The organism is Pseudomonas sp. TWRC1-2 (assembly GCF_049896685.1).
In the GTDB taxonomy this organism is placed as follows: domain Bacteria; phylum Pseudomonadota; class Gammaproteobacteria; order Pseudomonadales; family Pseudomonadaceae; genus Aquipseudomonas.
In genome coordinates, this window is the sequence record NZ_JAFCUU010000007.1 from 1 (window position 1) to 25,532 (window position 25,532).

Annotated in this window: 20 protein-coding genes; 15 read left to right on the forward strand and 5 right to left on the reverse strand. The window is 61.1% G+C overall.

The features are described from left to right. Positions 1 to 271: 271 nt before the first annotated feature. The 3 genes from ACP7B3_RS20215 to ACP7B3_RS20225 all read left to right on the forward strand — a co-directional run bounded on the left by ACP7B3_RS20215 (position 272) and on the right by ACP7B3_RS20225 (position 3,537). Positions 272 to 736, forward strand: coding sequence for an LTXXQ domain protein (locus ACP7B3_RS20215; protein ID WP_145165314.1), 465 nt, complete (start codon positions 272 to 274; stop codon positions 734 to 736). Between the two features lie 67 nt (positions 737 to 803). Then, positions 804 to 2,147 (forward strand): sensor histidine kinase, encoded by a 1,344-nt coding sequence (locus ACP7B3_RS20220; RefSeq protein ID WP_426180482.1) that lies wholly within the window; start codon positions 804 to 806, stop codon positions 2,145 to 2,147. Positions 2,148 to 2,187: 40 nt separating this feature from the next. Continuing rightward, positions 2,188 to 3,537 carry a CoA transferase gene (locus ACP7B3_RS20225; protein ID WP_426180484.1) on the forward strand — a complete coding sequence of 450 codons (1,350 nt, stop codon included), beginning with the start codon at positions 2,188 to 2,190 and terminating at the stop codon, positions 3,535 to 3,537. 98 nt (positions 3,538 to 3,635) lie between these two features. On the opposite strand, the gene ACP7B3_RS20230 is transcribed toward ACP7B3_RS20225, so the two are convergent. Continuing rightward, a complete protein-coding gene (locus ACP7B3_RS20230) occupies positions 3,636 to 4,499 on the reverse strand; it encodes a DNA-3-methyladenine glycosylase family protein (RefSeq protein ID WP_426180486.1) in 864 nt (287 codons plus the stop codon). Next, the gene (arcD, locus tag ACP7B3_RS20235; RefSeq protein ID WP_426180488.1) at positions 4,496 to 5,923 is read right to left on the reverse strand and encodes an arginine-ornithine antiporter; all 1,428 of its coding nucleotides are present in this window, start codon (positions 5,921 to 5,923) and stop codon (positions 4,496 to 4,498) included. The genes ACP7B3_RS20230 and arcD (ACP7B3_RS20235) overlap by 4 nt, the downstream gene beginning before the upstream one ends. Positions 5,924 to 6,368: 445 nt before the next feature. On the opposite strand from arcD (ACP7B3_RS20235), the gene arcD (ACP7B3_RS20240) reads away from it, so the two are divergent. The 12 genes from arcD (ACP7B3_RS20240) to ACP7B3_RS20295 all read left to right on the forward strand — a co-directional run bounded on the left by arcD (ACP7B3_RS20240) (position 6,369) and on the right by ACP7B3_RS20295 (position 20,862). Next, the gene (gene arcD, locus ACP7B3_RS20240; protein WP_262209749.1) at positions 6,369 to 7,796 is read left to right on the forward strand and encodes an arginine-ornithine antiporter; all 1,428 of its coding nucleotides are present in this window, start codon (positions 6,369 to 6,371) and stop codon (positions 7,794 to 7,796) included. A gap of 24 nt (positions 7,797 to 7,820) precedes the next feature. Then, positions 7,821 to 9,077, forward strand: coding sequence for an arginine deiminase (gene arcA, locus ACP7B3_RS20245; protein WP_145165326.1), 1,257 nt, complete (start codon positions 7,821 to 7,823; stop codon positions 9,075 to 9,077). A 69-nt stretch (positions 9,078 to 9,146) separates the two neighbouring features. After that, entirely contained in the window at positions 9,147 to 10,157 is a 1,011-nt protein-coding gene (locus tag ACP7B3_RS20250; RefSeq protein ID WP_027605559.1) for an ornithine carbamoyltransferase, read from the forward strand. 162 nt (positions 10,158 to 10,319) lie between these two features. Then, positions 10,320 to 11,249, forward strand: a complete 930-nt coding sequence (gene arcC, locus ACP7B3_RS20255) for a carbamate kinase (protein WP_106578404.1) — start codon at positions 10,320 to 10,322, stop codon at positions 11,247 to 11,249. 18 nt (positions 11,250 to 11,267) lie between these two features. Further along, on the forward strand, positions 11,268 to 11,630 hold the full coding sequence (locus tag ACP7B3_RS20260) for a DUF5064 family protein (RefSeq protein ID WP_145165330.1): 363 nt from the start codon (positions 11,268 to 11,270) through the stop codon (positions 11,628 to 11,630). Positions 11,631 to 11,814: 184 nt separating this feature from the next. Then, complete coding sequence (locus tag ACP7B3_RS20265; protein ID WP_426180491.1) at positions 11,815 to 13,323, forward strand: sigma-54-dependent transcriptional regulator; 1,509 nt, start codon at positions 11,815 to 11,817, stop codon at positions 13,321 to 13,323. Positions 13,324 to 13,727: 404 nt separating this feature from the next. Next, entirely contained in the window at positions 13,728 to 14,111 is a 384-nt protein-coding gene (gcvH, locus tag ACP7B3_RS20270; protein ID WP_145165334.1) for a glycine cleavage system protein GcvH, read from the forward strand. 10 nt (positions 14,112 to 14,121) lie between these two features. Next, positions 14,122 to 16,962, forward strand: a complete 2,841-nt coding sequence (gene gcvP / locus ACP7B3_RS20275) for an aminomethyl-transferring glycine dehydrogenase (RefSeq protein WP_262209752.1) — start codon at positions 14,122 to 14,124, stop codon at positions 16,960 to 16,962. 174 nt (positions 16,963 to 17,136) lie between these two features. Next, positions 17,137 to 18,513 carry an L-serine ammonia-lyase gene (locus ACP7B3_RS20280; RefSeq protein WP_106578399.1) on the forward strand — a complete coding sequence of 459 codons (1,377 nt, stop codon included), beginning with the start codon at positions 17,137 to 17,139 and terminating at the stop codon, positions 18,511 to 18,513. Between the two features lie 39 nt (positions 18,514 to 18,552). After that, complete coding sequence (gene gcvT, locus ACP7B3_RS20285) at positions 18,553 to 19,677, forward strand: glycine cleavage system aminomethyltransferase GcvT (protein ID WP_426180494.1); 1,125 nt, start codon at positions 18,553 to 18,555, stop codon at positions 19,675 to 19,677. Positions 19,678 to 20,066: 389 nt separating this feature from the next. Continuing rightward, positions 20,067 to 20,279 (forward strand): cold-shock protein, encoded by a 213-nt coding sequence (locus ACP7B3_RS20290; protein WP_003220045.1) that lies wholly within the window; start codon positions 20,067 to 20,069, stop codon positions 20,277 to 20,279. Between the two features lie 94 nt (positions 20,280 to 20,373). Continuing rightward, positions 20,374 to 20,862: an RDD family protein gene (locus tag ACP7B3_RS20295; RefSeq protein WP_145165341.1), complete on the forward strand. Its 489-nt coding sequence runs from the start codon at positions 20,374 to 20,376 to the stop codon at positions 20,860 to 20,862. Between the two features lie 132 nt (positions 20,863 to 20,994). Here ACP7B3_RS20295 and nadA read toward each other — a convergent pair whose 3' ends face one another. From nadA to ACP7B3_RS20310, 3 genes are all read right to left on the reverse strand, one after another. After that, positions 20,995 to 22,053 (reverse strand): quinolinate synthase NadA, encoded by a 1,059-nt coding sequence (gene nadA / locus ACP7B3_RS20300; protein ID WP_145165343.1) that lies wholly within the window; start codon positions 22,051 to 22,053, stop codon positions 20,995 to 20,997. Between the two features lie 235 nt (positions 22,054 to 22,288). After that, on the reverse strand, positions 22,289 to 23,866 hold the full coding sequence (locus ACP7B3_RS20305) for a lactate dehydrogenase (RefSeq protein ID WP_426180497.1): 1,578 nt from the start codon (positions 23,864 to 23,866) through the stop codon (positions 22,289 to 22,291). A gap of 129 nt (positions 23,867 to 23,995) precedes the next feature. Then, on the reverse strand, positions 23,996 to 25,282 hold the full coding sequence (locus ACP7B3_RS20310) for an OmpP1/FadL family transporter (protein ID WP_262209760.1): 1,287 nt from the start codon (positions 25,280 to 25,282) through the stop codon (positions 23,996 to 23,998). Positions 25,283 to 25,532: the final 250 nt, after the last annotated feature.

The following is a 25,532-nucleotide window of genomic DNA, read 5'->3' on the forward strand; positions in this document are numbered from 1 at the left end:
CGAGGTGCCGAGTGGTGGGGCAAAGACCTTTTGGTTACTTTTGGGGCGTTTGCCAAAAGTGACCCGCTGTAAGAGCGGAACCGCCAGCCGCCGTTACCGCAGCAACGGATATGTACCCAACCCCCACCCCACCCCAACCCCGCCCCAAGTTTTGTCAGCCCCCACCAAACCCCTCTTTACCCAAGCTTTACCCACACCTGACCGCCGCTGACCTTGATCTGAGTAACCTACTCACATCCGGACTCACCGGAATAGAGACAGGAGAATCACCATGCGCAAGACCCTTATCGCTTTGATGTTCGCCGCTGCCCTGCCAACCGTTGCCATGGCCGCCGCGCCAGAAGGCCCAGGCCCGATGGGCGGCCCTGAAGGCCACATGATGGGTGGCCCGGGCCCCGGTGGTGAACACGGTCCGCGTGGCAAAGGCGGCCCCTTCAGCCAACTCGACCTGAGCCGCGAACAGCGCGAGCAAATCGGCAAGCTGATGGGCGAACAATGGCACGGCCGCAAAGAAATCGTGCGCAAGTACCTGGACAAACTGCCAGCCGCTGACCAGCAAGCCATGAAAAACGAAATGGCGGCCGCCAAGCAGAAAACCCAGGCCGACATCCGCGCCGTGCTCAAGCCCGATCAACAGAAGAAATTCGACGAGATCGTCAAGAAACAAGCCGAGCGCCGCGCCGAGTGGAAGGAATTCCAGGCCTGGAAAGCCCAGCAGCCGAAAAAAGCGCAATAATGCTCTAGCTTTACCACCCCAGCCCAGTGGCTCGCGCCGCTGGGCTTTTCCTGCTTGAGGGTTTCCTGTGCGTTCATTGTTCTGGCGCATCCTGGCCAGTTTCTGGCTGGCCATCGCCTTGGTTGCCGGGCTGTCGATCCTGCTTGGGCACATGCTCAACCAGGACGCCTGGATTCTCAGCCGCCACCCCGGCCTCAACAACCTGCCGCAGGAGTGGACGCAACTCTACGAAGCCCAGGGCGAGGACGCCGCTCAGGATTTGCTGCAACAACGCAAACGCCAGTACCACATCGACGTGCAAGTGCTCAATGAGAGCGGCGAGCCGGTGGTGCGCGGTACGTTCCCCCGGCGCGCCGCCGCCTTCGAGGCCCGGCAAAATGACAACCAGGACGGCCACCTGCCGTGGCGCCGCCTGACCGCCGAGTACACCAGTGAAAAAACCGGCGACACCTACCTGCTGATCTACCGCATCCCGCACCCGGAACTGGACGAATGGCACCGAAACAGCCTGACGTGGCCGTTGAGCGCGCTGGCGATTGCGCTGGTGGTGCTGACCCTGTTCAGCCTGCTGGTGACGCTGTCCATCACCCGCCCGCTCAGCCGCCTGCGCGGCGCGGTGCATGACCTAGGCCAGGCCACCTATCAGCAAAACAGCCTGGCGAAATTGGCCAACCGCCGCGATGAGTTCGGCGTGCTGGCCACTGATTTCAACCGCATGGGCGCGCGTTTGCAAAGCTTGATCGGCAGCCAGCGCCAGTTGCTGCGCGACGTGTCCCACGAGTTGCGCTCGCCGCTCGCCCGGCTGCGCATTGCCTTGGCCTTGGCCGAACGCGCCAGCCCCGAAGAACGCGAAAGACTCTGGCCACGCCTGACCCGCGAGTGTGATCGCCTGGAAGCCCTGATCAGCGAAATCCTGGTCTTGGCCCGCGTCGATGCCGACAACGCGAGCGCCGAAGAAGTCGACCTCAACCCGCTGCTCAAGAGCCTGCAAAAGGACGCCCAGCTCGGTGCTCCGGACCAGGTGGTGCAACTGACCGCCGAGCCCGAGCTGACGCTCAAGGGCTGGCCGACCATGATCGAGCGCGCCGTGGATAACCTGCTGCGCAACGCCCAGCGCTTCAACCCACAGGGACAACCGATCGAGTTGCACGCCCGGCGCCACGGCGAGCGCATTCTGATCAGCGTGCGTGACCACGGCCCCGGCGTCGAAGCCGAACACCTCAGCCAATTGGGCGAACCGTTTTACCGCGCGCCCGGCCAGGCTGCCCAAGGCCACGGCCTGGGTCTGGCGATTGCCCGGCGCGCGGCGGAACGCCATGGCGGCAGCCTGATCCTGGCCAATCACCCCGACGGAGGTTTCATCGCCAGCATCGACCTGCCGCTGGAACCGGGAGTTGTCACACCGGTGTGAGGATCTTCTATAGTGGCCCTTCTCTAATGGAGGGCCTTTGATGACTGACCTGCTGACTCCCATCCAAGCCGCACTCGATCTGCCGCAAACCCCGCTGACCTTCACGGAGGCTGGCGCCCTGCCCTCGACCTTCGCCGTCACCGAACTGGCCAGCGCCAGCCTTGGCGCAGCCGGCCAGGCCGTGGCTCACCTTATCCACCAACAGACCGGGCGTTTGCCCAGTGTCAGTGTGGACCGTCGCCTCGCCTCCTTCTGGTTTTCGTCCTCGATTCGCCCCGTGGGCTGGGAAACGCCGCCGCTGTGGGACCCGGTCGCCGGCGACTATGCCTGCGCCGATGGCTGGATTCGCCTGCACACCAACGCCCCGCATCATCGCGCCGCCGCCGAGCAGGTCTTGGGCAAGGTCAATGACCGCGCCGAAATGGCCGCAAAAGTTGCAACGTGGAACGCTGCCGAGCTGGAACAGGCGATCGTCGATGTCGGCGGCTGTGCAGCGCAGATGCGCACGTGGCAGGCCTGGCAAACCCATCCTCAAGGGTTGGCGGTGAATGCCGAGAAGTTGGTGCAGCGCCAGACCTTCGACACCCTCACCGACAAACCCTGGCTCGGCTCGGTGGCGCGCCCACTGGCGGGCATCAAGGTACTGGACCTGACACGCGTATTGGCCGGCCCCGTGGCCAGTCGCTTCCTCGCCGGGCTCGGCGCCGACGTGCTGCGCATCGACTCCCCGGGCTGGAACGAGCCCGGCGTGGTGCCGGAAATGACCCTGGGTAAACGCTGCGCACGCCTCGACTTGAAGAGCCCCGAAGGCCGACAGGTGTTTGAAGACCTGCTCAAGGACGCCGACATTCTGTTTCACGGTTACCGCGCCGACGCCCTTGAACAACTGGGTTACACCGCCGCAGAACTGCAGACCCTCGCCCCCGGCCTGATCGACGTAAGCCTCAATGCCTACGGCTGGAGCGGCCCGTGGCGCAATCGCCGCGGCTTCGACAGCCTGGTGCAGATGAGCAGCGGGATTGCCGACGCGGGCATGGCCTGGAAGCAGTCGGATAAGCCGGTGCCATTGCCATTGCAGGCGCTGGATCACGCCACCGGGTATTTGATGGCAGCCAGCGCGATCCAGGCGCTAAGCGAACGCTTGAAATCCGGGCGTGGCGGCTCGGCGCGATTGTCATTGGCGCGCACCGCGAAGTTGCTGGTGGAAGCCGGACAGGTGCCGGAGCAACCGGCGTTACGGGCTGAAGAGCCGAGTGACCAGGGGTTGGTGGTGGAACAGACGGCATGGGGTCAGGCCCATCGGTTGCTGGCACCGGTCACCCTCAGCGGCACGCCGTTGCAGTGGGATTTGCCGGCGGGGGAATTGGGCTCGCACCGGGCTCAGTGGTGACCTGAAGACCGCCTTCGCGGGCAAGCCCGCTCCCACATTTGAAATGCATTCCCCATGTGGGAGCGGGCTTGCCCGCGAAGAGGCCCTAATAGACGCCATCAATCCGCCCGGTGCAGCGACGCCCACAAATGCTGCGCCGCATACGCCCTCCACGGCCGCCACGCCTCAGCCCGCACCCACAACTGGCGCGCCGAAACCGGCCCGCCTTCCAACGCCGCCAACGCGTTGATCAACCCAATATCCCCCGACGCAAACGCATCCGGCTCACGCAACTGACGCATGGCGATGTACTGCGCGGTCCAGTCACCAATCCCCGACAAGGCCACCAGCCGGGCCACGCCGTCGTTGAGACTGGCTTTGGGCTCAAACAACTGCGGGTCATCCAGCAACGCCTGAGCCACACCGGACAACGTGCGGCCCCGCGCCTTGGGCATGCCCAACGTCGCCAGATCCGCCTGCGCCAACACCTCCGGCGTCGGGAACAGATGGGTGATACCCGCGTGTGGGGTTGCCAGTGGCTGGCCGTACTGCGCCACCAGTTTGCCCGCCAGGCGAATGGCTGCCACCACCGTGATCTGCTGGCCCAATACCGCGCGAATCGCCAGTTCCAGACCGTCCCACGCGCCCGGCACGCGAAGGCCCGGACGCGCCGCCACCAGCTGCGCCATCAACGGGTCGGCGGCCAATTGCGCATTGATCAACCCGGGCTGGGCGTCCAGGTCGAACATGGCTCTCAAGCGCCGCGCAATCTCAGCAAGCACCGCCGCGTCAGAAACCTGCACGCCAACGTCCAACCAGTTGCCCGCGCCCGGCGCAACGCTGATCCAGCCGTGGCAACCGTCAACACTGATGCTGCGCCGATACACACCCGCCTCGACACTTTCCAGCCCAGTGATCGCACGCAGGGACAAAAAGCCCAGCATCGCCGCCCAGTCATAGGGCGGCTGATACGCCAGTCTCACAACGACAATCCCCCGCCATACAAGCCATATGCAGCCAACCCTGCGCCGGCGACAACGCAGCTGAAAATGCCTTTTTCCACAGAGGTGAACAACGGCTGGCCCTGCTCGCGCTTGGCCAGGGCGAACAGAATCACACCGGGCGCATACAGCAGCGCCGACAACAGCAGGTATTTCAAGCCGCCGGCATAAAGCAGCCACACGGCATACGCCAGGGCAATCAGGCCCACCAGCAAATCTTTCATGCGCTGGCGGCGGGCGCCTTCGTAGGTTTCGCCACGCGCACTCAACAGCACCGCGTACGCCGCCGACCACAGGTACGGCACCAGAATCATCGACGAGGCCAGGTAGATCAGTGTGGTGTAGGTGCTGTGGGAAAACAGCGTGATCACCAGAAAGATCTGGATCATCACATTGGTCAGCCACAGTGCGTTGACCGGCACCTGGTTAGCGTTTTCCTTTTTCAGGAAGGCCGGCATGGTCTTGTCATGGGCAGTGGCGTAGAGAATTTCCGCGCACAGCAACGCCCAGGACAGCAAGGCGCCAAGCAAGGACACGGCCAGGCCAATGCTGATCGCCATCGCGCCCCAAGGGCCGACGATATGTTCCAGCACGCCCGCCAGGGACGGGTTTTGCAACTGCGCCAATTCCGGCTGGCTCATGATTCCCAAGGACAACACATTCACCAGCACCAGCAGTGCCAAGACGCCAAGAAACCCGATCACCGTGGCCCGGCCGACGTCCGAGCGTTTCTCGGCCCGCGCCGAATACACGCTGGCGCCTTCGATGCCGATGAACACAAACACGGTGACCAGCATCATGTTGCGCACCTGGTCAACCACGCTGCCGACTTGCGGATTGCCCAGGCCCCAGATGTCACGGGTGAAGATATCCGCCTTGAACGCCACACCGGCGATCACGATAAACATGAGCAGCGGCACGATCTTCGCCACGGTGGTGATCTGGTTGATGAACGCCGCCTCCTTGATCCCGCGCATCACCAGAAAATGCACGGCCCACAACAACAGCGAGGCGCAGGCGATGGCGACCGGCGTATTGCCCTGGCCGAACACCGGGAAAAAGTAGCCGAGGGTGCTGAACAGCAACACGAAGTAACCGACATTGCCCATCCACGCACTGATCCAGTAACCCCAGGCCGACGAGAACCCCATGTAGTCGCCAAAACCGGCCTTGGCGTAGGCATACACCCCGGAATCCAGTTCGGGCTTGCGGTTGGCCAGGGTCTGGAACACGAAGGCCAACGTCAGCATTCCCACGGCGGTGATCGCCCAGCCAATCAATATGGCGCCCACTTCAGCGCGCGCCGCCATGTTCTGCGGCAAGGAGAAAATCCCCCCGCCAATCATTGAGCCCACCACCAGCGCGATCAGCGCACTGAGTTTGAGTTTTTGGGCCGGTTGCGACATGAACACTCCTGAATAACTAACAATTGAGCTGACGACCGTGCACTCAACTAATTAATTCAGCGAGTGTAGCGTTTATTAAAGACAGCGATAAAACCGTCAAGCTCATAACGTAATGGCATGACAGTTTATATAGTTTAGGTTTATTTAGAATTTAAATAGGCAGGCACTTTGCCAGCCCTCGGTTATTTGGCAGCCCGTCCCGAAAAAGTTTGCACATTCAGCAAAAGGGGCTAGCTTCAAAAGTCCGCCTGAACGCACTAAATAATTAATCACAACGCAGAGCCGCTCTGGGACGCGACTTTGCGAGGAACACTATCGCCCGGGAATCTTAACCCTAAGTCATTAATTCACAATGGAATGTGCCAATGAAGTGATCTGAGTCAGCTGTTTGATTAGCGCACGGAATTATTCTGTGGTCTCTCTTCTCCTGCATTGGAGTCATGCAATGTCTGAATCTCCCGGAAAACTTCGATTAGGCGCGCTGGTTGCACTGGTCGTGGGCTCAATGATTGGCGGCGGGATCTTCTCACTGCCGCAAAACATGGCTGCCAGCGCCGATGTGGGTGCGGTGTTGATTGGTTGGGTAATTACCGCCATCGGCATGCTGACCCTCGCCTTCGTGTTCCAGACCCTGGCCAACCGCAAGCCCGACCTCGACGGCGGCGTGTACGCCTACGCCAAGGCCGGTTTCGGCGATTACATGGGTTTCTCGTCGGCCTGGGGTTACTGGATCAGTGCCTGGCTGGGCAACGTCGGTTACTTCGTGCTGCTGTTCAGCACCCTCGGTTACTTCTTTCCGATCTTTGGCGAAGGCAACACCCCGGCCGCGGTGATTGGCGCGTCGGTGTTGCTGTGGGCCGTGCACTTTCTGGTACTGCGTGGGATCAAGGAAGCGGCGTTCATCAACCTGGTGACCACCGTCGCCAAGGTCGTGCCGCTGGTGCTGTTTGTGTTGATCGCACTGTTCGCGTTCAAGCTGGACATTTTCACCGCTGACATCTGGGGCGTGAAAAACCCGGACCTGGGCAGTGTGATGAATCAGGTGCGCAACATGATGCTGGTCACCGTGTGGGTGTTCATCGGCATTGAGGGCGCGAGCATCTTCTCGTCGCGGGCGGAAAAACGGTCCGACGTCGGCAAGGCCACGGTGATTGGCTTTATCACCGTGCTGCTGTTCCTGATGCTGGTGAACGTGCTGTCTTTGGGGATCATGACCCAGCCGGAACTGGCCAAGCTGCAGAACCCGTCGATGGCCGCCGTGCTTGAGCATGTGGTCGGCCACTGGGGCGCGGTGCTGATCAGCGTCGGCCTGATCATTTCGCTGCTGGGCGCCCTGCTGTCGTGGGTGCTGCTGTGTGCGGAGATCATGTTCGCCGCCGCCAAGGACCACACCATGCCGGCGTTTCTGCGCAAGGAAAACGCCAACCACGTGCCGGCCAACGCCCTGTGGCTGACCAACGCCATGGTGCAGATTTTCCTGGTGATCACGCTGTTCTCGGCCAGCACTTACCTCTCGCTGATCTACCTCGCCACCTCGATGATCCTGGTGCCTTACCTGTGGTCAGCGGCCTACGCGCTGCTGCTGGCGGTGCGCGGCGAGACCTACGAAAACGCCCTGCGCGAGCGCAAGAAAGACCTGTTCATCGGCGCCATCGCGCTGATCTACGCGGTCTGGCTGCTCTACGCCGGCGGCGTCAAATACCTGCTGCTGTCCGCCCTGCTCTATGCCCCTGGCGTGATCCTGTTCGCCAAGGCCAAGCATGAACTGGGCAAACCGATTTTCACCAACGTCGAGAAGCTGATTTTCGCCGCAGTCGTCGTGGGCGCCCTGGTGGCTGCCTACGGCCTCTACGACGGCTTCCTGACTCTGTAAGTGTTTTCTACTGGAGGATCTGTAATGACCACGGAAAAAGTGAAGTACGGCGTACATTCCGAAGCCGGCAAACTGCGCAAAGTCATGGTGTGCTCCCCAGGTTTGGCCCACCAGCGGCTGACCCCCAACAACTGCGATGAACTGCTGTTCGATGACGTGCTGTGGGTGGCCCAGGCCAAGCGCGACCACTTCGACTTCGTCACCAAGATGCGCGAGCGGGATATCGATGTGCTGGAAATGCACAACCTGCTGACCGACATCGTTGCCATCCCCGAGGCGCTGGACTGGATTCTGGAACGCAAGATCACCCCAAACACAGTGGGCCTGGGCCTGGTCGATGAAGTCAGCTCCTGGCTGCGCAGCCTTGAGCCGCGCAAAATCAGCGAGTACCTGATTGGTGGCGTGTCGGCCGATGACCTGCCGAGCAGCTTCGGTGGCAAGACCATCGAGATGTTCCGCGACTTCCTCGGCCACGCAAGCTTCATTCTGCCGCCGCTGCCCAACACCCAGTTCACCCGCGACACCACCTGCTGGATCTACGGCGGCGTGACGCTGAACCCGATGTACTGGCCAGCGCGACGCCAGGAAACCCTGCTGACCTCGGCCATCTACAAATTCCATCCCGAGTTCACCAACGCAGACTTTCAGATCTGGTATGGCGACCCCGACCAGGAGCATGGAGCCGCCACGCTGGAAGGCGGCGACGTCATGCCGATTGGCAATGGCGTGGTGTTGATCGGCATGGGTGAACGCTCGTCCCACCAGGCCATCGGCCAACTGGCGCGCAACCTGTTCAAAAACAAAGCCGTGGAACGCGTGATCGTTGCCGGCCTGCCCAAATCCCGCGCGGCGATGCACCTGGACACGGTGTTCAGCTTCTGCGACCGCGACCTGGTCACCGTTTTCCCGGAAGTGGTCAACCAGATCATCCCTTTCACCCTGCGCCCGGATGAAAGCAAGCCACACGGCATCGATATCCAGCGGGAGAAAACCAACTTCCTCGAAACCGTCGCCGCAGCCCTCAACCTCAAGGCCCTGCGTGTGGTCGAGACCGGCGGCAACAGCTTCGCCGCCGAGCGCGAGCAGTGGGACGACGGCAACAACGTGGTGGCCGTGGAGCCTGGCGTGGTAATCGGCTACGACCGCAACACCTACACCAACACCCTGCTGCGCAAGGCCGGCGTGGAAGTCATCACCATCAGCGCCGGTGAACTCGGTCGTGGCCGTGGCGGCGGCCACTGCATGACCTGCCCGATCATCCGCGACCCAATCGACTACTAACTTTCAAACCTTGGCCGCCGCTCATGAGGCGCCGGCCAAGGGGATAACCTAAACAGAAGGAGATCCACCATGGCTTTTAATATGCGCAATCGCAGCCTGCTCTCGCTGATGCACCACACCACCCGCGAGCTGCACTACCTGCTGGACCTGTCCCGCGACCTCAAGCGCGCCAAATACACCGGCACCGAGCGCCCACACCTGCAGGGCAAAAACATCGCGCTGATCTTTGAAAAAACCTCGACCCGCACCCGTTGCGCGTTCGAAGTGGCGGCCCACGACCAGGGCGCCCACGTCACCTACATCGACCCGGTGTCGTCGCAGATCGGCCACAAAGAAAGCATGAAAGACACCGCCCGCGTCCTGGGCCGCATGTTCGACGCCATCGAGTACCGTGGCTTTGAACAGGAAATCGTCGAAGAGCTGGCCAAGTTCGCCGGTGTGCCGGTGTTCAACGGCCTGACCGCCGAATTCCACCCGACCCAAATGATCGCCGACACCCTGACCATGCGCGAACACAGCGACAAGCCGCTGCATGACATCAGCTACGCCTACCTCGGGGATGCGCGTTACAACATGGGCAATTCGTTGCTGATGATCGGCGCCAAGCTGGGCATGGACGTGCGCATCGGCGCGCCGAAAGCCCTGTGGCCACACGAGGATTTCATCAAGCAGTGCCAGGCATTTGCCGAAGAAAGCGGCGCGCGCATCACCATCACTGAGGACCCGAAAGAGGCGGTCAAAGGCGTGGATTTCATCCACACCGATATCTGGGTGTCGATGGGCGAGCCGGTGGAAGCGTGGGACGAGCGTATCGAGCAACTGCTGCCGTACCAGGTCAACGCCAAAATGATGAAGGCCTCGGGCAACCCGCGCGTGAAGTTCATGCACTGCCTGCCGGCGTTTCATAACAGCGAAACCAAGGTGGGCAAGGACATCGCCGCGCGCTACCCGAACCTGGCCAATGGCGTGGAAGTGACCGAAGAGGTGTTCGAGTCGCCGGCCAACATCGCCTTTGAGCAAGCGGAAAACCGCATGCACACCATCAAGGCGATTCTGGTGTCGGCGCTGGCGGATATCTAAATCTTGAGTGGGAACTCGATCAATGTGGGAGCTGGCTTGCCTGCGATGCGGACACCTCGGTTTCTCAGGAACATCAGGGTGATGCCATCGCGGGCAAGCCCGGCTCCCACATGAATTGCGCTTCGCTCAAAGACCCTGCTGAATTCTAGAAGGACATTCTTTATGCGCATCGTCGTAGCCCTGGGCGGCAACGCCCTGCTCCGCCGTGGTGAACCCATGACCGCGGACAACCAACGCGCCAACATCCGAATCGCCACTGAACAGATCGCCAAGATCCACCCCGGCAACGAATTGGTGATCGCCCACGGCAATGGCCCGCAAGTCGGCCTGCTGTCGTTGCAGGCGGCGGCCTACACCAGTGTGTCGCCCTACCCACTGGACGTGCTGGGCGCCGAAACCGAAGGCATGATCGGCTACATCATCGAACAGGAATTGGGCAACCTGCTGGACTTCGAAGTGCCGTTCGCCACCTTGCTGACCCAGGTGGAAGTGGACGCCAACGACCCGGCCTTCAAAAACCCGACCAAACCCATCGGCCCGGTGTACGCCAAAGCTGAAGCCGAGAAACTCGCCGCCGAAAAAGGCTGGGCCATCGCCCCGGACGGCGATAAATACCGCCGCGTGGTCGCCAGCCCGCGCCCCAAACGCATCTTTGAAATCCGCCCGATCAAGTGGCTGCTGGAAAAAAGCGCCATCGTCATCTGCGCCGGTGGTGGCGGCATCCCGACAATGTATGGCGAAGACGGCAAGCTGCGCGGCATTGAGGCAGTGATCGACAAGGACCTGTGTTCATCCCTGCTGGCCGCGCAACTGGACGCCGATTTGCTGGTGATCGCCACCGACGTTAATGCGGCCTTTATCGACTTTGGCAAGCCGACCCAGAAAGCCATCGGCCAAGCCCACCCCGACGACATGGAAAAACTCGGTTTCGCCGCCGGCTCCATGGGCCCCAAGGTACAAGCCGCCTGCGAGTTCGCCCGCCAGACTGGAAAAACCGCCGTCATCGGTTCACTCTCGGACATCGAAGCCATCGTCCAGGGCAGTGCCGGTACGCGCATCAGCACGGCAAAACCTGGCATCACCTATCTGTGAAGTAAAGGAGATACGCCTATGGCCACCTTTGAACCCGGTCACTTGCACGTCGAACGTCACGCGCTCAACAAGGATGACTACAGCTACAACCTGTGCATCGACTACGAGGTCAGCCAGGACCCAAAGGAAGGCAAGGGAATGCTCTTCAAGCTGCACGGTTCGGTGCAGGGCAAGGACCTCAAGGAGGAATTCTTTTTGCCCAAGGACCAGGCCTTTGATTTCGCCCGGCATGCGATGAACATCGCGCAGAAATATGGCATGCCGAAGATTGCGACGCTTAACGGCCAAATGCACAAGCAGTACGACTTGATGTTTGAGGATGTGCGGCATCAGTTGGATGTGAAGGCGGGCGATCCGATCAAGCCCGAGCACCTGGAATAACAAGTTTGCACTGACACAACACCATCAGTGTGGGAGCGGGCTTGCTCGCGAATGCGGTCTTTCAGTCAATAAATCAAGAGACTGACACACCGCATTCGCGAGCAAGCCCGCTCCCACATTTTGATCTCCATCCGCTCCAAGGCATACTTGCCGCCTCACGCTCCCCAGAATCGTTAACCGCCCCATGCGTATCCACGTCAGCTTCATCGACCGCGTCGGCATTACCCAGGAAGTCCTGGCCCTGCTCGGTGGGCGCAATCTCAACCTGGATGCGGTGGAGATGGTGCCGCCCAACGTCTACATCGACGCGCCGACGCTGAGCGCCGAGGTGCTCGAAGAACTGCGCGACGCGCTGTTCAGCGTGCACGGCGTACAGGCGGTCACGGTGGTGGGCATCCTCCCCGGCCAACGCCGCCACCTGCAACTCGACGCCCTGCTGGCCGCCATGACCGACCCGGTGCTGGCGCTGGACAGTGCCGGCAAGATCCTGCTGGCCAACCCGGCGCTGATCGCCCTGTACGGCCGCGAGCCGGCGGGGGAAAGCATCAGCGAGCTGTTCAACGATGCGGCGCTGCTGGAGACCTTGCTGGAACACGGCTTTCGCCTGCCGCTGCGCGAAATCAGCGTCAACGGCCAGACCTTTTTGCTGGACGCCACGCCGATCACCGACGCCGGCGCCCTGCTGACGCTGTACCAGCCCAACCGCATCGGCGAACAACTGTCGGCGCTGCACCATGACCATGCCGAAGGCTTTGATGCATTGTTGGGCGAATCACCAGTGATTCGCACCCTCAAGGCGCGTGCGCAGCGCGTCGCCGCACTTGATGCGCCGCTGTTGATCCAAGGCGAAACCGGCACCGGCAAAGAGCTGGTCGCGCGGGCCTGCCACGCCATCAGCGCGCGCCACAGTGCGCCGTTTTTGGCCTTGAACTGCGCGGCGCTGCCGGAAAACCTCGCCGAGAGTGAACTGTTCGGCTACGCCCCCGGTGCCTTTACCGGCGCGCAACGCGGCGGCAAGCCGGGGCTGATGGAGCTGGCCAACCAAGGCACGGTTTTTCTGGATGAAATCGGCGAGATGTCACCGTATCTGCAGGCCAAGCTGCTGCGTTTTCTCAACGACGGCAGCTTCCGGCGCGTTGGCGGCGACCGCGAAGTAAAGGTCAATGTGCGCATCCTCAGCGCTACCCACCGCGACCTGGAAAAGATGGTCAGCGAAGGCACCTTTCGTGAAGACCTGTTCTACCGCCTCAATGTGCTCAACGTCGAAGTGCCGCCGTTGCGCGAGCGCGGTCAGGACATCTTGCTGCTCGCCCGCTACTTCATGCAGCAGGCCTGCGCGCAGATCCAGCGCCCGGTGTGCCGCCTGGCGCCAGGCACCTATCCGGCGCTGTTGGGCAACCGCTGGCCGGGCAACGTGCGGCAGCTGCAAAACGTGATCTTCCGCGCCGCCGCGATTTGCGAGAGCAGTTTGGTGGACATCGGCGACCTGGACATCGCCGGCACCTCGGTGGCGCGCCAAAGCGACGGTGAAGTCGACAGCCTGGAACAGGCAGTGGAAGACTTCGAGCGCAGCCTGCTGGAAAAGCTCTACGCCAGTTACCCCTCGACCCGCCAACTGGCCAGCCGCCTGCAGACTTCGCACACCGCGATTGCCCATCGCCTGCGCAAGTACGGCATCCCAAACAAACCCTGACTGAATAAACGCGGTTCAAATGTGGGAGCTGGCTTGCCTGCGATAGCATCGCCTCGGTTCAACTGACAGACCGAGTTGCCTGCATCGCAGGCAAGCCAGCTCCCACAGGGATTGCACTCCAAATCTGGTCTGGATGCGACACTCGCTGTACTGAAAGCGCTACAGCGTAACGATATCGCTACAACCCTGTTTTTTGCGCGCCATGCAAGGCTTTGATCCACATAGGCTTTTTTTCAACGGTCAAGCTGTAGCGAAATCGCTACAGGCAAATCTTTCCACTTCCTCGCTGATTTTATTAACCCGTTGATTTATAACAAATTAATAACATTGGCCGCGATATTGCTAAGTAACTCCTCATTATTCCAATCCCGTCCACCAGACGAATCTGGCCCTGAGGAGTTTCCATGAGCGAGTTGCGTTTCACTGAAGATCACGAATGGCTGCGCGCCGAAGCCGATGGCAGCGTCACCGTGGGCATCACCGCTTTCGCGCAGAACGCGCTGGGTGATGTGGTTTTCGTGCAACTGCCGGAGTTGCAGGCCTACGCCAAGGGTGCAGAAGCCTCCACCGTTGAGTCGGTCAAGGCAGCGAGCGGCGTGTACATGCCGCTGGACGGCGAAGTCCTCGACGTAAACGACAAACTCAGCGACAGCCCGGAACTGGTCAACGAAGACCCGATGGGCGAAGGCTGGTTCTTCCGCTTCAAACCCGCCGATGCCGACGCAGTGGCTAAGCTGTTGGATCAGGATGCGTACGACCGCCTGATCAAAGCCAACGCCCAAGCCTGAGGAGCGCGCCATGACGATCAATCTCAGCACCGCCAACGAATTCATCGCCCGTCATATCGGCCCACGCCAGGAAGACGAGCAGCAAATGCTCGCGAAGCTGGGCTTTGACTCGCTCGAAGCCCTGAGCGCCAGCGTGATCCCGGAAAGCATCAAGGGCACCAGCGTGCTCGGCCTGGAAGACGGCTTGAGCGAAGCCCAGGCCCTGGCCAAGATCAAGGCCATCGCCAGCCAGAACCAACTGTTCAAGACCTACATCGGCCAGGGCTACTACAACTGCCACACGCCGTCGCCGATTCTGCGCAACCTGCTGGAAAACCCGGCCTGGTACACCGCCTACACCCCGTACCAGCCCGAGATTTCCCAAGGCCGCCTCGAAGCGCTGCTGAACTTCCAGACCCTGATCAGCGACCTCACCGGCCTGCCGATCGCCAACGCGTCCTTGCTCGACGAAGCCACCGCCGCCGCCGAAGCCATGACCTTCTGCAAGCGCCTGAGCAAGAACAAAAGCAGCAACGCCTTCTTCGCCTCGATCCACAGCCACCCGCAAACCCTCGACGTGCTGCGCACGCGTGCCGAGCCGCTGGGTATCGACGTGGTGGTGGGCGACGAGCGTGAACTGACCGACGTCAGCGCATTCTTCGGCGCCCTGCTGCAATACCCGGCCAGCAACGGTGACGTGTTTGATTACCGCGAACTGACCGAGCGTTTCCACGCCGCCAATGCGTTGGTCGCGGTCGCCGCCGACCTGCTGGCCCTGACCCTGCTGACCCCGCCGGGTGAGTTCGGCGCCGACGTGGCCATCGGCAGCGCACAACGCTTCGGCGTGCCGCTGGGCTTTGGTGGCCCGCACGCGGCGTATTTCTCCACCAAAGACGCGTTCAAGCGCGACATGCCGGGCCGTCTGGTCGGTGTGTCCGTCGACCGCTTCGGCAAGCCGGCCCTGCGCCTGGCCATGCAGACCCGCGAGCAACACATCCGCCGCGAGAAGGCCACCAGCAACATCTGCACCGCCCAAGTGCTGCTGGCCAACATCGCCAGCATGTACGCCGTGTACCACGGCCCCAAAGGCCTGACCCAGATCGCCAACCGCATTCATCACCTGACCGCGATCCTGGCCAAAGGCCTGAGCGCGCTAGGCCTGAAGGTTGAGCAAACACACTTCTTCGACACCCTGACCCTGAACACCGGCGCCAACACCGCGGCCCTGCACGACAAGGCACGCGCCCAGCGCATCAACCTGCGTGTGGTGGATGCTGAGCGTCTGGGCCTGTCGGTCGACGAAACCACCACCCAGGCGGATATCGAAGCCTTGTGGTCGATCTTCGCCGACAGCAAAGCCCTGCCGGAATTCGACGCCAACGTCCAAGGCACCCTGCCGGCCGCGTTGCTGCGCCAATCGCCGATCCTCAGCCACCCGGTGTTCAACCGCTACCACTCCGAAACCGAGCTGATGCGCTACCTGCGCAAGCTGGCCGACAAGGACCTGGCGCTGGACCGCACCATGATCCCGCTGGGCTCGTGCACCATGAAGCTCAACGCCGCCAGCGAAATGATCCCGGTGACCTGGGCCGAGTTCGGTGCCCTGCACCCATTCGCCCCGGCCGAGCAAAGCGCTGGCTACCTGCAACTGACGTCCGAGCTGGAAGCCATGCTTTGCGCGGCCACCGGTTACGATGCCATCTCGCTGCAGCCGAACGCCGGTTCCCAAGGTGAATACGCTGGCCTCTTGGCCATTCGTGCCTATCACCAGAGCCGTGGCGAAGAGCGCCGCGACATCTGCCTGATCCCGTCGTCGGCCCACGGCACCAACCCCGCCACCGCCAACATGGCCGGTATGCGCGTGGTCGTGACCGCCTGCGATGCACGCGGCAACGTCGACATCGAAGACCTGCGCGCCAAGGCCATCGAGCACCGCGAGCACCTCGCGGCGCTGATGATCACCTACCCGTCCACCCACGGCGTGTTCGAAGAAGGCATCCGCGAAATCTGCGGCATCATTCACGACAACGGCGGCCAGGTGTACATCGACGGCGCCAACATGAACGCCATGGTGGGCCTGTGCGCACCGGGCAAGTTCGGCGGCGACGTGTCCCACCTGAACCTGCACAAAACCTTCTGCATCCCGCACGGCGGTGGCGGCCCGGGCGTTGGCCCGATTGGCGTCAAATCGCACCTCACGCCATTCCTGCCTGGCCACGCGGCCATGGAACGCAAGGAAGGCGCGGTGTGCGCGGCGCCGTTCGGCAGCGCGAGCATCCTGCCGATCACCTGGATGTACATCAGCATGATGGGCGGCGCGGGCCTCAAGCGCGCTTCGCAACTGGCGATCCTGAATGCCAACTACATTTCCCGTCGTCTCGAAGAGCACTACCCGGTGCTCTACACCGGCAGCAATGGCCTGGTGGCGCACGAGTGCATCCTGGACCTGCGCCCATTGAAAGACAGCAGCGGCATCAGCGTGGACGACGTGGCCAAGCGCCTGATCGATTTTGGTTTCCATGCGCCGACCATGTCGTTCCCGGTGGCCGGCACCTTGATGATCGAGCCGACCGAAAGTGAATCCAAGGAAGAACTGGACCGCTTCTGTGACGCGATGATTGCCATCCGCGAAGAAATCCGCGCGGTGGAAAACGGCACGCTGGACAAGGACGACAACCCGCTGAAAAACGCGCCGCACACGGCCGCTGAAATCGTCGGCGAATGGACCCACCCGTACAGCCGTGAACAAGCGGTGTACCCGGTTGCGTCGTTGATCGAAGGCAAGTACTGGCCGCCGGTTGGTCGGGTCGACAATGTGTTTGGCGACCGCAATCTGGTGTGTGCGTGCCCGTCGATTGAGAGTTACGCGTAACCCTGACTGACGGAACAGGGTCAAGTGTGGGAGCTGGCTTGCCTGCGATGCAGACACCTGGGTCTACCTGATAGACCCAGGTGTCTGCATCGCAGGCAAGCCAGCTCCCACATGGATCTCTTCCACAGTCAGGCCGAGTACATCCAGAAAATAATAAGAAACCGGAGAACAACCATGTCCCTTAGCGTGTTCGACCTGTTCAAGATTGGCATCGGCCCCTCCAGTTCCCACACCGTTGGCCCGATGCGCGCCGCCGCCCGCTTTGTCGAAGGCCTCAAGCGCGACAACCTGTTGAGCGCCACCACCGGCATCAAGGTGGAACTCTATGGCTCCCTCGGCGCCACCGGCAAAGGCCATGGCAGCGACAAGGCCGTGTTGCTGGGCCTGGAAGGCGAACACCCGGACACCGTGAACACTGAAACCGTGGCTGCACGCCTGGCGCAGATGCGCAGCGACGGCCGCTTGAACCTGCTCGGCGAACACAGCATTGCGTTCAACGAGAAAGAACACCTGGCGATGATTCGCAAACCGCTGGCCTACCATCCCAACGGCATGATTTTCCGGGCCTTCGACGCCGCCGGCATCCAGATCCGCAGCCGCGAGTACTACTCGGTCGGTGGCGGGTTTGTGGTGGACGAAGACGCGGCCGGCGCCGACCGGATTGTCGAAGACACCACGCCGCTGACCTTCCCTTTCAAGCACGCCAAGGACTTGCTTGGGCATTGCGCCACCTATGGGCTGTCGATCAGCCAGGTGATGCTGACCAATGAAAGTGCCTGGCGCCCGGAAGCGGAAACCCGCGCCGGCTTGCTGAACATCTGGCAGGTCATGCAGGACTGTGTGGATGCGGGTTGTCGCAATGAAGGCATCTTGCCCGGCGGTTTGAAGGTCAAGCGCCGCGCGGCCGCGTTGCATCGCCAGCTGTGCAAGAACCCCGAGTCGGCGCTGCGCGACCCGTTGTCGGTGCTCGACTGGGTCAACCTGTACGCGCTGGCGGTCAACGAAGAAAACGCCAACGGCGGCCGCGTGGTCACGGCGCCCACCAACGGCGCGGCCGGGATTGTACCGGCGGTTTTGCATTACTACATGCGCTTTATCCCCGGCGCCAATGAAGACGGCGTGGTGCGCTTTCTGCTCACCGCCGCCGCCATCGGGATTTTGTACAAGGAAAACGCCTCGATCTCGGGCGCCGAAGTCGGCTGCCAGGGCGAGGTCGGCGTGGCCTGTTCGATGGCAGCCGGCGCACTGTGTGAAGTGCTGGGCGGCAGCGTGTCCCAAGTGGAGAACGCCGCCGAGATCGGCATGGAACACAACCTCGGCCTGACTTGCGACCCGATTGGCGGGTTGGTGCAGGTGCCGTGCATCGAGCGCAATGCGATGGGCTCGGTCAAGGCGATCAATGCGGTGCGCATGGCCTTGCGCGGTGACGGGCAGCATTTCGTCTCGCTGGATAAAGTCATCCGCACCATGCGCCAGACCGGCGCCGACATGAAAAGCAAATACAAGGAAACCGCCCGTGGCGGTTTGGCAGTCAACATTATCGAGTGCTGACGCCTAACGGCGCGTCCGCACGTTTTTCAGGAGCTGAATATGTCCACCCAAACCCTGTTGAAAACTCCACTGCATGCGCTGCACCTTGAGCTGGGCGCGCGCATGGTGCCCTTCGCCGGCTACGACATGCCGGTGCAATACCCGCTGGGCGTGATGAAGGAACACCTGCACACCCGTGAACAGGCCGGGTTGTTTGACGTGTCGCACATGGGCCAGATCCGCCTGACCGGCGCGAACGCTGCCAAGGCTCTGGAAACCCTGGTACCGGTCGACATCATCGACCTGCCGGTGGGCATGCAGCGCTACGCGATGTTCACCAACGATCAAGGCGGCATTCTCGACGACCTGATGGTGGCCAACCTGGGTAACGACGAACTGTTCCTGGTGGTCAACGCCGCCTGCAAGGAACAGGACCTGGCGCACCTGCGCACACACATTGGCGAGCAGTGCACGATCGAGCCGCTGTTTGAAGAACGCGCCCTGCTGGCCCTGCAAGGCCCGACGGCGGTGAAGGTGCTGGCGCGCCTGGCGCCGGAAGTGACCAAGATGACGTTCATGCAGTTCGGCACCCTGCGCCTGCTGGGTGTGGACTGCTATGTCAGCCGCTCCGGCTACACCGGCGAAGACGGGTTTGAAATCTCCGTGCCCGCCGCTAACGCCGAGAGCCTGGCGCGCAGCCTGCTGGCCGAGGCCGAAGTGCAGGCCATCGGCCTGGGCGCCCGTGACTCGCTGCGCCTGGAAGCCGGCCTGTGCCTCTACGGCCACGACATGAACACCGACACCACGCCGATTGAGGCCAGCCTGTTGTGGGCTATCTCCAAGGCTCGCCGTGCCGATGGCGCGCGTGCCGGTGGCTTCCCCGGCGCCGACCGGATTTTCACCCAGCAACAAGCCGGTGTGAGCCGCAAGCGTGTCGGCCTGCTGCCACAGGAACGTACCCCGGTGCGTGAAGGTGCAGAGATCGTCGATGCGCAGGGCACCGTGATCGGCAGCGTGTGCAGCGGCGGCTTTGGCCCGACGTTGGGCGGCCCGCTTGCCATGGGTTACCTGGACAGCGCATTCATCGCTCTGGACACCGAAGTGTCTGCGTTGGTACGTGGGAAAAAGGTGCCATTACGTGTAAGTAAAATGCCATTTGTGCCACAACGTTACTTCCGTGGCTGATTGACTGTTCCTATAAGTAACGCGGTTGCGTTAACGTGCACTAAACTGTAACGCAACCGCCATAAAACAGTGCACTGACGATAGTCAATGTAATAGCCAACAACCTATAACAAGTGATCAACTCTATCGAATAAGTGGGATCCACATTAATCATCAAACAGTCATGAAGCCGAGCAAACGTTGGGCTTTTGGCGGGGCTTGTTTTTTCTCTATTAGTTGGCGTAGAGTTTGCCCACTGTGTTTGCATGGGTCGCTTTGAACCTGGACCTGGGCAGTAGCCAAAGTTTGCTACAACCCGTTCGACGTCTCTTACTTTCCTGCAACTCAGCCCAGTACTCTTTCATGTGAAAGGGGCTGTCATTAATTTTTTGCGTCAAGGAAATAAGAAAATGGCTGATCGTCAGAGCGGTACCGTCAAGTGGTTTAACGACGAGAAAGGGTTTGGTTTTATCACTCCAGAAAGCGGTCCGGATCTGTTCGTGCACTTCCGCGCTATTCAGGGCAACGGCTTCAAGAGCCTCAAAGAAGGCCAGAAAGTGACGTTCATCGCCGTGCAAGGCCAGAAAGGCATGCAGGCTGACGAAGTACAAGCAGAAGGCTGATCCTTGCTGCGACAAAAAGCCCCTGATGGTGACATCAGGGGCTTTTTTATGTGCGTTTGCTCGTAAAATGGCTTTTTTCTCTAGAGAGACTGCCATGTCCAAACCCCTGCTGAGCCCCCAAGGCGAGTTTCCCGCCGTTGGCCTGGGCCGTCGCCTGGCAGCGATGTTTTATGACTTTCTCCTGTGCACTGCCTTGCTGATCGTCACAGCGTTCATCTACAAGCTGGTGTGGATGGCCTTTATCGGCGAGGCGAAGATGCGCGCGCTCACCGAGTCTGGCGCACTGGACGGTGACCCGTTGCTGTCGACGATTCTATTCTTTGTGTTATTTGGTTTTTTCGCCAAGTTCTGGACCTATTCCGGCCAGACCCTGGGCATGCAGGTGTGGGGCGTGCGCGTGCAGAACGCCGACGGCTCGCGGATCAGCCTGTGGCAGGCGCTGTTGCGGTTTGTGGTGTCGATTGCGTCGTGGTTGTGCGTAGGACTGGGGTTTATCTGGTCGCTGTTTGATAAGCAAAAACGCAGCTGGCATGACATCTATTCGGATACGCAGCTGGTGCGTGTCCCGAAGCAGAAGAAGTAATTCCAAACGACACAAAACAACTGTGGGAGCTGGCTTGCCTGCGATGCAGGCACCTCGGTCTATCAGTCAGACCAGGGTGATGCTATCGCAGGCAAGCCAGCTCCCACATTTTTAACCGTGTTTACAATTAAATTAAGCGTTGCCGGCAAGCTTGAGGCGCGCCGCCTGGGTGAAATCGAGCATGCGCTTGAGCGGCCGCACCGCCTGCGGAATCACCGACGGCTCGACGAAGATCTCGTTGCTGCCCTCACGCAGGCACTGCAGCGTGCGCTCCAGTGTATTCATCGCCATCCACGGGCAATGCGCGCAACTGCGGCAGGCCGCGCCGTTGCCGGCAGTCGGTGCCTCGATGAAGACCTTGTCCGGGCACAGCTGCTGCATCTTGTAGAAAATGCCGCGGTCGGTGGCGACGATAAACGTCTTGTTCGGCAGGCGCTGGGCCGCTGCGATCAATTGGCTGGTGGAACCCACGGCGTCCGCCAGTTCAATCACCGACGTCGGCGACTCCGGATGCACCAGAATCGCAGCGTCCGGGTACAGCGCCTTCATGTCCTCGAGCTGCTTGGACTTGAACTCTTCGTGGACGATGCACGCGCCATCCCACAGCAACATGTCGGCGCCGGTCTGGCGCTGAATGTAGGTGCCCAGGTGCTTGTCCGGCCCCCAGATAATCGTCTCGCCGTTGTCCATCAGGCTTTCGACGATTTCCAGTGCGCAGCTTGAGGTAACGACCCAATCGGCCCGCGCCTTGACCGCCGCCGACGTGTTGGCATACACCACCACCGTGCGCTCGGGATGCTGATCGCAGAACGCCGAAAACTCCTCCACCGGGCAGCCAAGGTCCAGGGAGCAGGTGGCTTCCAGGGTGGGCATGAGGATGCGTTTTTCGGGTGTAAGGATTTTGGCGGTCTCGCCCATGAAACGCACACCGGCGACCAGTACGGTCTTGGCCGGGTGGGCTGCGCCGAAGCGGGCCATTTCCAGGGAGTCGGAGACACAGCCGCCGGTTTCTTCGGCCAGGGCCTGAATCACCGGGTCGCAGTAGAAGTGGGCGACCAGCACCGCGTCCTGAGCCTTGAGCTCGGCGGCGATGGCGGCGCGCAGGCTCGCCTCTTCTTCGGCGCTCAGCGCCTTGGGCTGCTTGGCGTCGAGGTGGGCTTGGACCAGTAGGCGTTCGGAAATTTGCGTCATGTTCGCAAGACCTGCAGGCGCAGTAAGCGCGAAAGTCGAGTGTACCACCGGCTCTGGAGCCCTTCGGGCGCCGCCGGACGAAGTGATTGTGTTCATCAAGCACGGGTGAAGCTGCGCAAGGCTACAGAATATCGAATGGATTCAAAAGCCTAATCTGGCCTGCACAGGCGCGCTGGTCGGGCAAAAAAACGGGAAGGCGCATCACTGGGCCTTCCCGCTTTGATCACGCCAAACGTCAGCGCATCAGTACATCCGGATCGTTCTGCAACAGGATCGAGTCATGCATGTTGGCCAAGGCATCCTTCAAGGTTGACTGCTCCAGGGCATCCTTGGACTTTTTGCTCTGCTGGGCGGCGTGCTCAAGCAGCGCTAGGTAGTCGCGCTTGGTTGAGGCTTCCTTCGGCACCACGCTGTCTTGCACCCGGTTGCCCATCACGTACTTCTGCGTGTGAGTGTTCTGGGAAGCCGATTGGGTAACGGACGCATTTGTCAGTCGGCCATCTTTATAGGCGAAGTTTGCGGTGCTGCTGGCCTTGTCCTGCACTTGCACATACAGGTAATTCTGCGATTCGCGAGAGCCGTCAAAAACCGGCGGTTTGCCACCGTCGAGGCCTTTATGGAAGCTGGCCGACAGCAGCGATTGCTGGTTCTGGGTGACGCTGCGGTCGCCCGTGCTGCGGCCATTGACCTGGGTCTTCTGCGACACGCTGTAGGAAAAGCCCTCAACTTCCGACCGACGCATCGAATTGGGCGCGCCCGCCGCCTGTTTGATCGAGGCCTTGAAGTCAGCCAGGCCCGTCAGCAAGCCTTTGTCGGTCGGGTTATGAGTCAGCGGGTTCGCAGCGCCAGCCCCGGGCGGATAGTTGCTGTTCATGGCGCTGAACGCGTCCTTGAACATGGCCATCAGGTCCGCGTTGGCACTGCCGCGCCGCTCGACGCGGTCGAACTGCGCTAGGTAGGTTTGCAGCGCCTTGGCCTGCTGCTTGGCATTGCCTAGGATCGCCGCGTTTCTCAGGTCCACCGTGAGGTCAATCTGACCCGCCGGGCCACTCATGCGCGTGGTACGGCTCTCGCTGTCGGCATGAAAGGCCAGGGTAATGTCCTCATCGTTCGAGGCCTTCACTTTGGCATTGAGGTCCACCGACGACAGCAGCTTGGCGTCGAACTGAGTCAGCCTGCTCAAGTCGAGTTTCGGCGGCACGGCGGTCAGCCCGTCGACCGAGGCCTGGAATGCGCTGCCCAACTGGCCGACGGCCTTGAGTTCATCGGCGGTCAACTCCCCGCCTTCTACGGTGGCCTGCACGCCCAGACCATCTTTCTGGTTGGACAGGCTGAACGTGACGGTCTTGCCGCTGGCAGTCTTGATGCTGAGGCTGACCTGGTTGTCGGCCTCGCTGTGCAGCAGCGTCTGGTCCGCCTTGATTGCATCGGTGTCGCCAGCGCGGTCAGCGGTGGTGTTGAGCAGCGACTGGGAAATAGCGGCACCGCCACCTTTGGTGAATTGGTCCACTAACGCAGCGCCCAGGCCACTGTAGCGGCTGGCCGTAGTGACCGAGTGGAAGTTGGCGTTGATGACCCAGGTGATCGAATCATCGCTGTTGTTTTCCCAGGTCCGCACGCTTTCCTGGCCGGGCAACAAACCGTTTCGAGAGTAAGTATCGACGACATCGGCTGCCGGATTGCCAAGGCTGACCACTGAAGAAGGCCGCGTTGGTGAGACATCGAGGGTGTTCGCCGAGGTGGCCGGCGCCGTGCTGGTCGCAGCCCGAACAATGAGGGGATTGGTCGCTATAACAGGCGTTAGCGTGGTCATGACAGTCCGTGTCTTAAAAGCTGAGTAGCGTTCAATCTAACCAAGACGCGCCGGGATTAATAGCACTGATACCTAAATGGAAGGCAAAGAGCCATGCCAAAAAACTGGCTCTTTGCGGTATGGCGCACGTCAGAAGCGGTAAGTCACCGAGCCCCCGAAACCATTGGCGCTGTTTTCATATTTGGCGTCGTAGGTCAGCGCCAACTGAGGGTTGTTGTCGCGAATCTTGATCGGCTCTTCCTTCAGGTAGGAATAGGCCACGTCAAAGGTCAGGTTATCCACCGGCGTCCAGCCGGCACCCAGGCTGAACACGGTACGGTCGCCCGTAGGAATCCGTACGGAACGGTCGGTGTTGTTGGTCGGCGTCTGGTCCACCGAGAAGCCGGTGCGCAGCACCAGTTGTTTGTTGAGCTGATACGACAGGCCGATCGCATGGGACCACGTGTCGTGCCAGTGCTCCTGCTCGGTGATGGAACCCAGGCCTGCCAGCTCAGCCGTCAGTTCGGACACGCCGGAATTGTTCACCGTGATCTTCTTCAGCTGGCTCCAGCGGGTGTAGGTGCTGCCCACGTAAAGGGTCAAGGCATCGGTCAGCTGGTGAGTAACGGAAAGGTCCACGGAAGACGGCGTGGTGACATTCAGCTTGGCGTCGTACTTCTGTGCCCCGCCGTCCAACAGGTCGGAGAGCACGCCCGAGGCGTCGGTATGACCACTCAAGTGATACACCACTTGCGAATGGTAGGTGAGGCCGACGCGGGTACTGTCCAGCGCCTGCACCAGGATACCGGCGTTAAAGCCCATCGCGGTGTCGTCGCCCTTGATCTTGGCCGTTTCCGTACCCAGCCCGAACGCCGGTACCTTGGAGTCAAGCTCGCCGCTGATTTTGTTGAAGGTCGGGCCGAAACCTACCGACACCTTGTCGTTGAACGCGTAGCTGACGGTCGGCTGCACGGTGAGGACTTCAATCTTGCTCTTATTCCCAAAGCCATTGCCCTGGAAGCTGTGCTCATAGTCGGTCACCAGGCCAAACGGTGCGTAGATGCCCAGGCCAAACGCCCAGTGTTCATCGATCGGCGTAACCAGGTAACCCATCGGCACGGCAATGCCGGGGACCATGTCGCCCTTGTTGGTGCCAGGGTTATCGACGCCGCCCTGGCTGGAGCTGGCGTCCTTGATATTGGTTTTGGCATCCAGGTAGGTCGCCCCGATGCTGACTTCATTGTGCTTGAGGCGCGACATGCCGGCCGGGTTGCCGAACACCGTGCTGGCGTCGTCGGCCGAGGAAGAACGCCCGGCGTAGCCTGTGCCCATTGAACTGATGCTTTGTTCATTGAGGGCGAAGCCACCGGCGAGCAGCTGTGTAGAGGCAAGCGAAACGCAAAGCGCCAAGGCGCTTTTAAGAGTTTTGTTATTCATTATTAGGACTCGAATTATTGGTCAGCGCCGGGAAAACTACCAACGTTCGAGCCGAGGGTTTATGAAGAGTTTTTCATGCACACGATTGTCGGACAACTCTAGAGTTTTCAAAGACTTTGCCCGTTTTTCGGCGTCTTTTTATGACCTTTTAACCTGATCGTGACCGCCTGGTTTTAACTGCCCGTAACGCCAGGGCAGCCCGCCCTCGTAAGCTCAACCCAATCCAACGTGCGCGCTGGTTGCCTGCGAT